The organism is Nonomuraea sp. NPDC050786 (assembly GCF_040654115.1).
In the GTDB taxonomy this organism is placed as follows: Bacteria; Actinomycetota; Actinomycetes; order Streptosporangiales; family Streptosporangiaceae; genus Nonomuraea.
The window spans coordinates 122,958-135,521 of sequence record NZ_JBFAHJ010000027.1; the positions used below are offsets into that span (position 1 = coordinate 122,958).

Below are 12,564 nucleotides of genomic sequence, written 5' to 3' on the forward strand. Positions count from 1 at the left end.
GACGGTGCGAGAAGAGCCGGACCGAGGAAACCATCATGTGCCCCCTGTCTCCACCAGCCACCACAAAATTGCTGTATTCACAGCGTGCTCACGCATACCGGATGCGTTATCGTAAAACCCGTCTTGTGCTCTCATTTCGAGCAGGCGGCCCATGTCTCACTCCGGTTCCACCCGATACGACTCGGCGGCCAGGCACATGGAGCGGACGATCGCCCGCACCTGCGCCGGGGCGCGGGGAGTGGTGGGCCTCGTGGCGGTCGTGGCCGCGCTCCTCGGCGCGGTGCCGCCGGTGTCCGCGGCGTGGCTGGCGCCCGCGCTGGCGATCGACCTCGTGTGGACCGGGCTGTTCCTGCGCGTGGCCCGGCGCAGGGCACGGACTCCCGCCTGGTTGGTGGCGGGTGACGCGGCCATCACGGTCACGCTCTGTCTCACGCAGCGCCATCTCGTCGCGGGCGCGGCGCTCGACGGGGGATCGAGCTGGATCGCGGGGCTGGTCACGATGACCATCGTCGTCTCGGGGGTCACGTGGCGGCCGTGGGCGGCGGTGCCCGCCGGGCTGCTCGTGGCGGCGGCGTACCTGGCCGGGATGCGGCTGGCCGACCCGTACCAGGATGTGGCCGGGACGCTGCTGATCCACCTCGTGCAGATCCTCGCGATCGCGGTGCTGATGACGCTGCTGCGCCGCTCCGCCGCCTCGGCGGACGCGTTCCTGCGCGACAGCGCCCGCGCCGAGATCGCGCTCATCGTCGAGCGGCTGCGGCGCGAGGACGAGCTGCGCCAGGTCGGCAGCGTGCACGAGACGTCGCTGCACACGCTGACGATGGTCGGGCTGGGCACGTACGAGCGGCACTCGCCCACCCTGCGCCGGCAGGCGGCGGCCGATCTGGCGGCGCTGGAGCAGCTGCGCGACGGACCGCGCGCCCGCTCCGCGCCCATCGCCCTGGACGCCCTGCTCGACGAGGTGGCGGGACGGGCGACGGGGCTGGCCGTACGCAGGCGGCTGACGCCGGAGACGGTGCCGGGGGAGGTCGCCGAGCGCTTCGCCCGCGCGGTCACCGAGGCGCTGGCCAACGTGGCGCTGCACGCCGGGGTGGGCGAGGCCGAGCTGGTCTCCTGCAGTCGCGACGGGGAGATCCGGGTGGAGGTCGCGGACGCGGGTGGCGGCTTCGACCTCGCGCGGGTGCCGCCCGACCGGTTCGGCGTCCGCGGATCGATCCTCGACACGATGCGCTCGCTGCCGAACGCCGGCGCCGACATCCGCTCCGGAGACCAGGGCACCCGCGTAAGCCTGTGGTGGCGGCCGTGATCGACGACATCGAGGAGGTCGCCCAGCGGTACGCCCGCTACACCGCGCTCGGCGCCGTGGTGATCGCCGCGGCCTGGCACCTCGGCTACGACCTCACCGTCACCGTCACGGGCTGGCCGTCCTTCCGCTGGCCGGCGCTGGCCGCGGCGGCGTGGATCGGTTACGCGGCGATCGGGGCGGTCGCCGCGCGGGCGCTGGCGAGGACGTTCGGCGGCCCGGACAGGGTGGGCCCGCTGGTCGCCGCCGCGCTGGCCGTGGATGTCGCGGTGATCGTGTCCTGCCGCGCGGAGGACCTGCTCGGCGCGGCCGACTGGGGCTGGGGCTCGGTCGGCTGGCTCGGCGTCATGCTCCTGTGGAACCGGCCCCGGTGGCGGGTCGAGCTGATCGCGTTCCTCTCCGCCAACGCCGGCATCATGCTGACCGCCATGATCGTGACGGGGACGGTCGACCGGATCTCCATCGCCAGATACCTCATGGTCATGGTCGGGAGCGCCACGCTCCAGCTCGGGTACGCGGCGGGCTGCCACACGCTCCGCGTCAGGGCCGAGGACGCCGCGCTGCTGGCCCGCCGGCTGGCCGCCGACGACGCCTGGCGGGAGTCCGCCCACCGGATCCACGCCGACCGGCTCCGCCGCTACGCCGCGATCCGCGAAGTGGCGGAGTCGCTGCTCGAGCAGCTCGCCGACGGGGCCGACCCGGGGGATCCGCGCGTACGCGAGGACTGCACGGCCGGGGCCATGCGGCTGCGCAGGCTCATCACGGAACGGGAGGACGTACCCGACGAGCTGGTGTCCGTGCTGCGCGAGCGCATCGACGCGGCCGAGCGGCGGCAGGTGCTGGTGACGGCGCCGCCGTTCGGGCAGCGGATGCCGGTGCTGCCGCAGGGCGTACGGGAGGACCTGCTCAGGGCGCCCGTCCGGGCGCTGGATGCTGCGCGGTCGCGGGCCAGGGTGACCGTGTCGGCGATGTCGACCATGGTGAGCGTGGCCGTCGTGGCGGACACCGACGACCTGCCCGTCAGCGCCACCCCGGTACGCGAGCCGAGCGGGGTCGTCGTCACCTACCAGCGGCAGGGCGGCGACGTGTGGGTCAACAGCATCTGGCAGGGCCAATGAGGGGTGGGGCGGGGAGCGCGCCGACCGGAGGGGGGCCGGCGCGCGAACCCGTAACAGATGCGCTCGGACAAGCGACGGAACTGGGGACGGGCAAGATCGGCTAGAGGGCGGAGCGGATGGGACGGGAGACGGCGCCGGGCGCGGACCGGGGCGGCGACCAGAGTGCGGCGGGGCGGGTGACGGTCGCCCTGGTGGAGGACCATCAGGTGGTGGTGGACGGCGTCAGGTCGTGGTTCGGCCGGCCGGGCCCGGTCGAGCTGGTCGCGCAGGGGCCGACCATCGAGTCGGTCCGCGGCGTGGCGGCCGACGTGCTCCTGCTCGACCTCAACCTCAACGGCACCATGGTCGTGGACCGGGTCGCCGAGCTGTGCGCGGGCGGCCAGCGGGTCATCGTCTTCTCGGAGCACGAGGAGCCGGAGACGGTACGAACGGTGCTGGACGCGGGCGCCTCCGCCTTCATCGGCAAGGGACGGGCCACGCGGGAGTCCTGCCTGGAGACCATCCTGGAGGTGGCGGCCGACCGGCCGAGCGTCACCCTGCCCATGGCCCAGGCGATCGCCACGGACGAGGGCCCGCACCGGCCGCAGCTGTCGGACAAGGAGCGCGCGGCCCTGCTCTTCTGGTTCCAGTCGATGTCGAAGGCGTCTGTGGCGGCCAGGATGGGCATCAAGGAGCGCACCGTACGCCAGTACATCGACCGGGCGAGGGTCAAGTACGCCGCCGCGGGGCGCCCCGCGCCGACCAAGGAGAAGCTGCTCATCTGCGCCATCCAGGACGGCCTGGTCCAGCCGGACGAGGTGACGGTCTACACGTCGCGGGCCGCCCGCGCCCCCGACTCGTTCCGCTCTGGGTGATGAGGCGCTGCAGAAATCGGGCTTCGGTGAAAGTTTCACCCGTGTGGAGGTCCGCGGGAAAGCCCTTTCCGCTGCTCATCCGGGACATCGGCCTGCGACTCGGCACCGGCCGGACGCCTTGACAAGATCCGTCATTTGTAGGGACTGACGCCGTCAGATACCGTCGCCCCGCGGAGCGCTCCCCATCACCGGAATCCCCCGACCGGAACACGGAGATCGCACTATGCCCAAAGGACCCCACCGCTGGGCGCGGCGCGCCCTGGCTCTGCTGCTCTCCACGGCGATGATCTTCGCCATCCCCCTGGCCGGCTCCGCGTCGGCGCACGGCTCGGTCGTCGACCCCGCGTCCCGCAACTACGGCTGCTGGCTGCGCTGGGGCAACGACTTCCAGAACCCCGCCATGCAGCAGCAGGACCCCATGTGCTGGCAGGCGTGGCAGGACAACACCAACGCCATGTGGAACTGGAACGGCCTGTATCGCAACGGGGTCGGCGGCAACCATGAGGCGGTCATCCCCAACGGCCAGCTGTGCAGCGCCGGCCTGACCGAAGGCGGCCGCTACCGCTCCATGGACAAGCCGGGACCGTGGACGATGGCGAATCTCGGCAGCACGTTCAACATCCGCCTGAACGACCAGGCCAGGCACGGCGCGGACTACATCAGGGTCTACATCACCCGCCAGGGCTACAACGCGCTGACCACGCCCCTGGGCTGGAACAACCTGGAACTGGTGCGCACGACCCCCAAGTACGCACCCAGTGACGTATACATGATCAACAACATCAGCAAGGGCTCGCGCACCGGCCGTCACGTGATCTACACGATCTGGCAGGCCTCGCACATGGATCAGTCGTTCTATTTCTGCAGCGACGTCAACTTCGGCTGAGCCGCCACGGGCGGGGGGCGGGTCGAGGCGCGGACCCGGACAGCGGCTCCGCGCGGCTCGCCCCCGCTTCCTGTGCGGAGGTCCGTCGCCCTCCCGCGACGCGTGGGAGGCGACCCCGCGCGTCCAGGGAGAGGTTCGCCGCGCTGTTGCCGGGGGTAGTGGCTTTTCGGGTGCATGTGCATACCGAGAAGAGCATGTTCAAGCTGAGCCAGGACATCGACGCCGAACGGTACACGCGCGTCCGCGCCTCGTTCGCCACCGAGACCCCCGGCTCGCCGACCTGATGGATGGTTCATGACCTTTCCCACCTTCACGTCGACAGAAATCGATCCCCGAGCGCGTGGCAAGGAGCTCGGCACGCACCGGCGCAAGGCGATCATCGCCAACCTCGCCGGCTACTCTGACCTGTTCGCCGTCGCCGGCGCCACCGCGGGGCAGGTCCGCGCGTGGGGCGAGCAGGCCGTCGAGCGCACCGCGGACTGGGCGCCGCACCTGGCGGAGGAGATCGCCGGGATCGCGGCCGGCGCCGGACTGAAACCCTGGCAGGTCGCCGTCGTCAACGCGCGCACCGAGATCCTGGCCGCCATCGACGCGACCGGCGAGGGGGAGTGCTCCACCTCCGTCGTGCTGCCGGGCAACGGCCTGCCGCCGCGTACGGTGCAGACCTGGGACTGGCACGACCACCTGCGCAACGCGCCCATGCTCTGGGAGCTGGAGCCGCGCCCCGGGCATGTCGTGCGCACGTTCACCGAGGCCGGGGCGCTCGCCAAGATCGGCGTGAACACGGCCGGGCTCGGCATCCACTTCAACATCCTGCGCCACGATTCCGACACCGCCGACCTCGGCGTGCCCGTGCACCTGATCGCCCGCAGGATCCTGGACGACGCGACCACGGTGCAGGAGGCCGCCGACATCGCGCGCTCCGCCGCGGTGTCCGCCTCGACCGTCATCACGGCGGTGACCTCGTCGGACGCGGCCTCGATCGAGATCTCCCCGGCCGGCGTCGCCGTCATCCCGCCGGAGCCGGACGGCGTGCTGCAGCACTGCAACCACTTCCTCGACCCCGACCTGGCGGCACGGGAGCGGCACGCCACCGACCGGCCCAGCACGTACGCCAGGCTCCAGCACCTGCGGGACAGCACCGAGGGCCTGAGGAGCGACGACCACACCACGCGGGCGCTGGCCATGCTCAGCCACGGCCGCGACGCGCCCGTCTGCGCCCACCCGGACCTGACGCAGCCGATCAACCAGCGGTGGGAGACCGTCGCGACGATCGCGCTGGACCTGCCCGCCGCGCGGCTGCGGGTGCACCAGGGCGGGCCGTGCCGGGTCACCGAGGCGACCTGGCAGACGTTCTGATCATCTGCTCCTCGCTGCCGTACCTCCAGATGGCGTACATCGCCAGGACCCTCCTCCGCCGCGCCGCCGACGAGGCGTGACGGCGCTCAACGTCCATCGCGATCGGGCGGTCGCCGAGCTGGAGTTCCTCCTCGCCGGCCACTCATGAGGGGGCGCAGTGGTCGCGGCAGCCGCCGAACCGGCCGGTGTCGGGCTTGACGAACGCCGGCCTCGGGCGGCCGAGGAAGAGCGCCCTCATCGAGGCCTTCCAGATGGGGCCGGGGATCGACAGGCCGTACACCTGGTCGTAGTGCCGGCCGCCGATGGTGATGTCGGTCAGGCGGTGCTGGTACTGGGGGACCCGGGGATCGCCGAGGGCGACGGCGGAGGCCAGTTCGGCGGTGTAGCCGGCGTACCAGGCGGTGGTGGAGGCGTCGGCGGTGCCCTCCATGCCCGCCACATCCGGGCCGAGGCCCCCGCGGAAACTCCTGGCCAGCACCCACGACACCGCGTCGGCGACCGGCGGCTCCAGCACCTGCCGGCACTGCGCGGGGAAGGAGCGGACGAACGCCCCGTCACGCACCTCCGTGACCGCCCTGGGCTCGCAGTGCCTGCCCCGGGCCGCCAGGGTCGCGTAGGTGTCGGTGACCGAGACCGGGTCCACCTCGTTGATGCCGAGCGCGAACGTCTCGTACTCCTGCAGCGGCATCCCGTCGCCCCGCTTGAGGCCCAGGCGCTTGGCCACCTGCACGCTCTCGCAGAGGCCCACCTTCTCCGTCAGCTTCATGAAGAACGTGTTCTCGGCGGCCCGGGTGCCGGTCTCCAGCGTCGTGAACTCGCTGTGGCGCTGCCTCGCGTTGGTGATGACGAACGACGGCTCGCCGGCCGCCTCGCCGTTGCAGTTCTTGAACGCCGTGTAGCTCGGTGGCTTGTACCCGGCGGTGTAGGGGAAGCCGTCGTCGAAGCGCATGCCGCCTTCGAGCGCCGCGGTCAGCGTGTACGTCATCGCCGTGCTGCCCTGCTGCAAGGCGAGCACGCCGGTGGGGGCCTTGCTGGTGGCCATGGCCCTGATCTCGCCGGTGCCCGGGACGATCATGACCTGGGCGGCGATCGGCTGGTCGTCGCGGCTGACGAACTGGTCGATGGCCTGCTGGGCGGCCTGCTGCATGCGCGGGTCGATCGCCGTCCTGATGGTCAGGCCGCCGCGGGCGAGCAGCTGCTCGCCGAGCTCGCTCTTCACCCGCCGGCACAGGTACGGATAGCGGCTGACACCGCAGTCTCCGGCCAGCTCCTCCATGACGGTGCCCTGCGCGTCCGTCAGCACGTTGGGCCGGATCACCGTGGCGGCGACGGCGAGACGGTCACGCGCCGGGACGCTCTCGTCGCCGTCCCGCAGCAGCAGGAACCCGGCGGCCAGCAGCGCGCTCGCCCCGAGGACGCTCACGCCGACGTGTAATCGCTTCATGCGGTCCCCTCGGAGAGCGGCGGATCAGACGGGCTGCCCATTATGACCCGTTCTATCGGCGGTCGATCCGCTCGGCCAGCCCTACCACGGCGGCCACGACGTCGGGGCCGGTCAGCATGGCCAGGTCGTTGTGGCCCGCTCCCGCCACCTCGACGGTTGTGACCTGGCCGGCCGCCGCCTGGGCGACCGCTCTGCTGAGCCGCGGGGGCACGATCGTGTCCCCGGTGCCGTACACGACCACGACCGGGGCCGTGACCCGCGCGACGTTCTCCGCGACCGGGAAGCGGTCCCGCAGCAGCGGCCTGACCGGGAGGAACGGGTAGTTGGCCTGTCCGGCGGCGGCCAGGTCGGTGAACGGGGAGCGCAGCACGAGGCCGTCGGCGGGGCGCTCCAGGGCCAGCCTCGTGACCACGCCCGCGCCCAGGCTCTCGCCGAAGTAGATGACGCGAGAGCTCTGGACGAGGTCGCGGGCGGCCAGGGCGTCGCGGTGGAGGCCCTCCTCCGTCGGCGCGCCCGGGTTGCCGCCGTAGCCGCGGTAGTCCATCAGGAGCACCGCCAGCCCGCGCTCCGACAGGGCGCGGGCCAGCGGGGCGCGGTCCCGTCTGTTGCCCGCGTTCCCGCCGGCGATCAGGACGGTGACGTCGCGCGTGCCGGGCACGTACCAGGCAGCGAGCCGGAGCCCGTCGGAGGTCGTGAACGAGACGTCGCGCGCGCCCGGGACGACCTCCCCGGCGGGCGGCACCGGGGTCGGATCGGGCAGGTAGATGAGCCGCCGCTGGCACACCCACAGGAGGGCGAGCAGCAGGAGCAGCACCGCGGCGACCACGAGAGCGGCGCGCGTCAGCGTCGTCACCCTGTCAATATGCCCCCTTGGACGACGTGGCGGACGTGGGCGGGGTCGGCGAGGACGTCGATGTCGGACAGCGGGTCGCCGTCGAGCACCAGCAGGTCGGCGTGCGCGCCCACGGCCAGCGTGCCGAGCTCGCCCGCCATCCCCACCAGCTCCGCCGCCCCCACCGTGGCGGCCCGCAGCACGTCGATCGGCTGCTGCACCTCCCGCCGCAGCCGGAACTCGTGGTTCTGGTGCCGGTGCATGCCCCCGAGCAGGTCCGTCCCGTACGCCAGCCGCACCCCGCCCCGGGCGGCGCGCTCCAGCGCGGCCAGGCCGGCCTCCAGCACCTCGTCGACCTTGCGCCAGCTCCGCTCGGGCAGCCCGAAGTCGCGCCCCTCCTGCTTGAGCGCCCAGTACGTCACCAGCGTCGGCACCAGGAACGCGTCGTGCCGCAGGAAGAGCTCGACGCTCGTGTCGTCGATCAGGTTCCCGTGCTCGATGGAGCGCACGCCCGCTTCGAGCGCCCGGTTGACGGCCCTGGCGGTGTAGGCGTGGGCGGCGACGTACCGGTTGGCGGCCTCGGCCTCCTCGACGGCCGCGCGCAGCTCGTCCATGGAGTACTGGGTCGAGTCGATGCGGTCGGTCGGGGAGGCCACGCCGCCGGAGGCCATGACCTTGATGTGGTGCGCGCCCTTGCGCAGCTCGTCGCGGGCCGCGGCGCGTACCGCGTCGACGCCGTCGGCCACGCGGCCGACGCCCGCGCAGCACGGGTGGTCGTCGCGCAGGTGCTCGCCCCGGCCGCGGAAGTCGGCGTGGCCGCCCGTCTGGCTCAGCCCCTTGCCGCAGAACAGCAGCCGCGGGCCCCGGATCAGCCCCTCCGCCTGGGCGTCGGCCAGCCCGAAGTCGGCGCCGGACGCGTCGCGGACCGTAGTGAAGCCGCGGTCGAGCATGTCGCTCATGATCCGGGCGCTGTGGGCGGTCACGTACGAGGGGGACATGGTCCCGAGCGAGCCGAGGTTCGCGGTGGAGGCGGTGACGTGCACGTGCGCGTCGATCAGCCCGGGCACCACGTGGGCGCCCGCGACGTCGATCACCCGAGTGCCCTCAGGAGCGCTCAGCCGGGGCCCCGCCTCGACGACGCGGCCGTCCTCGCAGCGCAGGTCGCCTTCGGCGTACTCGCCGCTCGCCACGTCGAGAACCAGGGCGTCACGCAGCAGCAGGCCGCTCACGCGTCACCTCCGCGCAGCGCCGGTACGGCGAGCGGGGCCAGCGTCCTGGCCGCCGCCACGGAGTCGTCGTCATAGCTTCCCTCGGCGTCGAGGATGTTCAGCACGCCGAGCACCTCCCCTTGATGAACCACCGGAATGTTGATGATCGACCCGCAGCCCAGGCTCTCGATCAGCTCGTGGTCGGCGAAGATCTCCCGCACGGCGGCCCGGTCCTTGCCGAAGTACGGCTCGCGCCCCTCGATGCACCGCGCCAGCCAGCCCCGCGCGACCTCCACGGTCTTCTCCCCGCCCACCGGATAGTGCTCGGGATGGCTGCTGTGGATCCGTCGCAGCGCGCGCCGTTCCGGCACCCAGGCCAGGACGGTGAACAGCCGCGCTCCAACCTCCCGGCGCACCTTCTCCTCCAGCTCGGTCAGTACGGTCATCGGGTCGCCTCCTTGGCGGGTTCCGTCAGCTCCTCCAGCGATCGCCCGGCCGTGGCCAGGCCGAACACGACCACGCACACCACCCCGGCCGCGAGCACCGCCGTCGTCAGGCCGAACACGCCGCCGAAGCCGAGCTTCGCCGCCGACAGCCCGATGATCGTGGGCGCCAGGATGCTGCCGACCCGCCCGAACGCGCTCGACAGGCCGGTGCCGGTGGCGCGGATCCAGGTGGGGAAGACCTCGGGGGTGTAGGAGTAGACGCCCGCGTACGTGCCGTTCAGGAAGAACGACAGCACCGCGCCCGCGAGCGTGATCGTGGCGGGCGTGTCCATCTGCGACAGCCAGAACGCGCTGACCGCCGAGCCGGCCAGGTAGATCGCGATGATGTTCTTGCGGTCGAGCCGCTCCGACAGCCAGGCGGCCGAGAAGTAACCGGGCACCTGCGCCAGGTAGATGATGATCGAGAACTCGAAGCTCTTGGTCACCGTGATGCCGCGCTGCACGAGCAGGGTGGGGATCCACGAGAAGAACCCGTAGTACGAGAACGTGATCACGAACCAGACCAGCCACGTGACCGCCGTGCGCCTGGCCATGACCGGGCTCCACAGGAAGCGGAGGGCGCTGAGCAGGTTGACCTTGGTCGTGCCCGTGGAGGGCGCGACCGCGGAGTCGGGCACCGGCGGGAGCGGCCGGCCGGTGGCCCGCTCGACTCGGCGTTCGAGGTCGGCGACCACCGACTCGGCCTCGTCCACGCGGCCGTTCTGCAGCAGGTAGCGCGGCGATTCGGGCAGCGAGCGGCGCCACCACAGCAGCATCACGATCGGCAGCGCGGTGACCACCTGCGCGATCCGCCAGCCGTCGTCCATCGTCGGCACCACGAACCGCCCGATCAGCGCGGCCGCCACGAAACCGAACGAGAAGAAACCGGCCAGCGCGCCGATGAACCAGCCGCGCCGCTTGGCCGGGACGAACTCCGACAGGAACGGCGCGATGATCGCGCTCTCCGCGCCCGCGCCCGCCCCGGCGAGCACCCTGGCCGCCAGGAACACCTCGTAGTTCGGGGCGAACGCGGCGACCACGGAGAAGGCGGCGTAGAAGGCGAGCGCATACATCATCACCTTCTTGCGGCCGATGCGGTCGCCCAGCAGGCCCGCGACGGTCGCGCCGAAGAGGAAGCCGAACGGGGTCGCGGACCCGATGAAGCCGAGCTGGCCGTCGGACAGGCTCCAGGCGTCCTTCGCGCTCGGGAGCAGGAACGCGACCACGGCCGAGTCCATGCCGTCGAAGGTGTAGCCGAGACCGCCGATGAGGAGGAGCAGGTAGTGGGGACGGCTCAGCGGGAGCCGGTCCAGACGGGCCAACAAGGTCATCGAACAACACCTTTCCCCAGGTCGTGGCCCTTCAAAGCAATTGCGCAGCAACATATAGTGCGAAATGGACGAAATGCAATGGTCTTTGCATGTTGACGGCGTCATGACCGCGTAGCATGTTCCGCCGGGACGCTTGGAGAGGGACACGTGACAGAGCACGCCAGGGACGGCTTCGAGGGCTGGCTGCGCGCCCGCGTGCCCGCGCGTGGCCTGCGCGGCAAGGCCGCCGCCGTGCTCGAGGTGCTGCTCTCGCAGCCGCGCCGGGCCTCGTTCGGGTCGGCCGGGGAGCTGGCGCAGCTCGCGGGGGTCAACGTGGCGACGGTGACGCGCACGGCCCAGGCGCTCGGGTTCGCGGGGTGGCCGGCGCTCCAGCAGGAGCTGCGCGCCCGCTACCTGTCCTCGCTGAGCGCCGGCCAGGTCGCCGCCGAGCACCGGGGCAGCGGCTCGCCCAGCTCCCGTTCGCTCCGCCGCGACCTGGACAGCCTGGCGCTGCTGAACCGGCGCCTGGACGAAGACGAAGGGGTGCTGGTGCGGATCGCCGAGGCCGTCGCCGCGGCCCGCCGCACGGTGATCGTCGCCGACGGCAGCTACGCGGCCGTCGGGCTCGCCCTCGCGCACAACGCCCGCCTGGCGGGCTACCCCGTCACGGCCGTGACCAACGGCGACGCGGAGCTGGCCAACATCATGGCCGCCATCGGCGCGGGGGACGTGCTGGTGGCGATCAGCTTCTGGCGGCTGTACGAGAGCACGGTCCTGGCCGCCCACCTGGCCCGCTCGCGCGGGGCACGGGTGTTCGCCCTGACGGACGCGGCCAGCCCCGCGCTCGCCGACGCGGCGGAGGAGGTGGTGATCGTGCCGGCGGAGGGCGAGGCGTTCTTCCCGTCGCTGACGGCCGGCATGGCGGTCGCCCAGGCCCTGGTCACCCAGCTCGCCGCCGTGGACCCGGCCCGTACGGGGGCCTCGATCGAGGCGGCGGAGTCCATGTGGACCCGCTTCGGCCTCCTGCACCGCCGCCCGGCCGCTCCCCAGGCGTGAGCGGTCATCCGCGCCGCAGCGTCCCCTGCGCCGGGGGCGAGGGCTGATTGACGATCATGTTGGCGAACTGCGCGCCGACGAGCTCGTAGTCCAGCTCGTCGTCCCCACGCAGCGTCAGCTTCACGTCCGCCAGGACCGAGCAGGAGCCCACGTTGTACGTCGTCGACAGCCGCAGCACCACCGGGCCGCCGCCGGACTCCAGGTAGAGCAGGCCCCGGCACTGGCCGCCGTTCGTGGTGAACTGGCCCACCATGGCCGTCAGCGAGCCCGACGTGATCGTCAACGTGGTGTTGTACGAGCCCCAGCCGGCGACCATCCAGTCGATCCGGCCGCTCCAGGTGCCCTGGTAGTCCTCCGGCACGGAGACCGATCCGTCCGGCTCGGCCGTCCCGGAGCCGCCGCCTCCCGACGACGTGGTCGGGGCCGGCGTGGTAGTCGTGGGCCCCGGGCTGGGGGTGGGCTTGTCGTCGGGCTTGTTGGCGATGAGCACGACCGGGATCAGCGCGGTGACGACCGCGGCGCAGGCGCCGATGATCGCGACGATGATCTGGACCCGGTGGTCCTTCTTCGGCTCAACAGGAGGAACTGTCACGTTCCAAACCGCCCGTCTGGAAGTCCGCGCCAATCACCGAGAACATCCACCCATGCCGCCTTCGCGTTACTCTGACCGATGAATTTCGGCGGGCACGCGGATTCATATGAGGTGAAT

At 72.0% G+C, this 12,564-nt stretch carries 12 protein-coding genes; 6 read left to right on the plus strand and 6 right to left on the minus strand.

The features are described 5' to 3' along the window. Positions 1 to 151 precede the first annotated feature (151 nt). From AB0H84_RS38090 to AB0H84_RS38110, 5 genes are all read left to right on the plus strand, one after another. On the plus strand, positions 152 to 1,306 hold the full coding sequence (locus tag AB0H84_RS38090; RefSeq protein WP_357615714.1) for a hypothetical protein: 1,155 nt from the start codon (positions 152 to 154) through the stop codon (positions 1,304 to 1,306). Beyond that, on the plus strand, positions 1,303 to 2,421 hold the full coding sequence (locus tag AB0H84_RS38095) for a hypothetical protein (protein WP_357615716.1): 1,119 nt from the start codon (positions 1,303 to 1,305) through the stop codon (positions 2,419 to 2,421). The genes AB0H84_RS38090 and AB0H84_RS38095 overlap by 4 nt, the downstream gene beginning before the upstream one ends. Before the next feature lie 116 nt (positions 2,422 to 2,537). Continuing rightward, positions 2,538 to 3,275 (plus strand): response regulator, encoded by a 738-nt coding sequence (locus AB0H84_RS38100; RefSeq protein ID WP_357615719.1) that lies wholly within the window; start codon positions 2,538 to 2,540, stop codon positions 3,273 to 3,275. Between the two features lie 223 nt (positions 3,276 to 3,498). Further along, positions 3,499 to 4,161, plus strand: a complete 663-nt coding sequence (locus tag AB0H84_RS38105; protein WP_357615722.1) for a lytic polysaccharide monooxygenase auxiliary activity family 9 protein — start codon at positions 3,499 to 3,501, stop codon at positions 4,159 to 4,161. 294 nt (positions 4,162 to 4,455) lie between these two features. Beyond that, positions 4,456 to 5,520 (plus strand): C45 family peptidase, encoded by a 1,065-nt coding sequence (locus tag AB0H84_RS38110; RefSeq protein ID WP_357615725.1) that lies wholly within the window; start codon positions 4,456 to 4,458, stop codon positions 5,518 to 5,520. Positions 5,521 to 5,662: 142 nt separating this feature from the next. On the opposite strand, the gene AB0H84_RS38115 is transcribed toward AB0H84_RS38110, so the two are convergent. From AB0H84_RS38115 to AB0H84_RS38135, 5 genes are read right to left on the minus strand one after another with little or no spacing between them, the layout of a single operon-like run. Continuing rightward, positions 5,663 to 6,964 (minus strand): hypothetical protein, encoded by a 1,302-nt coding sequence (locus tag AB0H84_RS38115; RefSeq protein WP_357615728.1) that lies wholly within the window; start codon positions 6,962 to 6,964, stop codon positions 5,663 to 5,665. A gap of 52 nt (positions 6,965 to 7,016) precedes the next feature. Then, entirely contained in the window at positions 7,017 to 7,817 is an 801-nt protein-coding gene (locus AB0H84_RS38120; protein ID WP_357615731.1) for an alpha/beta fold hydrolase, read from the minus strand. After that, positions 7,814 to 9,025 carry an amidohydrolase family protein gene (locus AB0H84_RS38125; protein ID WP_357615733.1) on the minus strand — a complete coding sequence of 404 codons (1,212 nt, stop codon included), beginning with the start codon at positions 9,023 to 9,025 and terminating at the stop codon, positions 7,814 to 7,816. Before AB0H84_RS38125 ends, AB0H84_RS38120 begins: the two co-directional genes overlap by 4 nt. Beyond that, complete coding sequence (locus tag AB0H84_RS38130) at positions 9,022 to 9,450, minus strand: GAF domain-containing protein (protein ID WP_357615736.1); 429 nt, start codon at positions 9,448 to 9,450, stop codon at positions 9,022 to 9,024. Before AB0H84_RS38130 ends, AB0H84_RS38125 begins: the two co-directional genes overlap by 4 nt. Beyond that, positions 9,447 to 10,820 (minus strand): MFS transporter, encoded by a 1,374-nt coding sequence (locus AB0H84_RS38135; protein ID WP_357615739.1) that lies wholly within the window; start codon positions 10,818 to 10,820, stop codon positions 9,447 to 9,449. The genes AB0H84_RS38130 and AB0H84_RS38135 overlap by 4 nt, the downstream gene beginning before the upstream one ends. A 147-nt stretch (positions 10,821 to 10,967) precedes the next feature. Between AB0H84_RS38135 and AB0H84_RS38140 the strand changes: the two genes are divergently transcribed. Beyond that, the gene (locus AB0H84_RS38140; protein ID WP_357615742.1) at positions 10,968 to 11,855 is read left to right on the plus strand and encodes a MurR/RpiR family transcriptional regulator; all 888 of its coding nucleotides are present in this window, start codon (positions 10,968 to 10,970) and stop codon (positions 11,853 to 11,855) included. 4 nt (positions 11,856 to 11,859) lie between these two features. Here the strand turns inward: AB0H84_RS38140 and AB0H84_RS38145 are convergent, their stop codons facing one another. After that, complete coding sequence (locus AB0H84_RS38145; RefSeq protein ID WP_357615744.1) at positions 11,860 to 12,447, minus strand: hypothetical protein; 588 nt, start codon at positions 12,445 to 12,447, stop codon at positions 11,860 to 11,862. Positions 12,448 to 12,564 lie beyond the last annotated feature (117 nt).

Excerpts from the sequence above, each read along its gene's own strand:
- AB0H84_RS38090 (WP_357615714.1), top strand. The coding sequence starts at position 152 with ATGTCTCACTCCGGTTCCACCCGATACGACTCGGCGGCCAGGCACATG.
- AB0H84_RS38100 (WP_357615719.1), top strand. The coding sequence starts at position 2,538 with ATGGGACGGGAGACGGCGCCGGGCGCGGACCGGGGCGGCGACCAGAGT.
- AB0H84_RS38105 (WP_357615722.1), top strand. The coding sequence starts at position 3,499 with ATGCCCAAAGGACCCCACCGCTGGGCGCGGCGCGCCCTGGCTCTGCTG.
- AB0H84_RS38110 (WP_357615725.1), top strand. The coding sequence starts at position 4,456 with ATGACCTTTCCCACCTTCACGTCGACAGAAATCGATCCCCGAGCGCGT.
- AB0H84_RS38115 (WP_357615728.1), bottom strand. The coding sequence starts at position 6,964 with ATGAAGCGATTACACGTCGGCGTGAGCGTCCTCGGGGCGAGCGCGCTG.
- AB0H84_RS38130 (WP_357615736.1), bottom strand. The coding sequence starts at position 9,450 with ATGACCGTACTGACCGAGCTGGAGGAGAAGGTGCGCCGGGAGGTTGGA.
- AB0H84_RS38135 (WP_357615739.1), bottom strand. The coding sequence starts at position 10,820 with ATGACCTTGTTGGCCCGTCTGGACCGGCTCCCGCTGAGCCGTCCCCAC.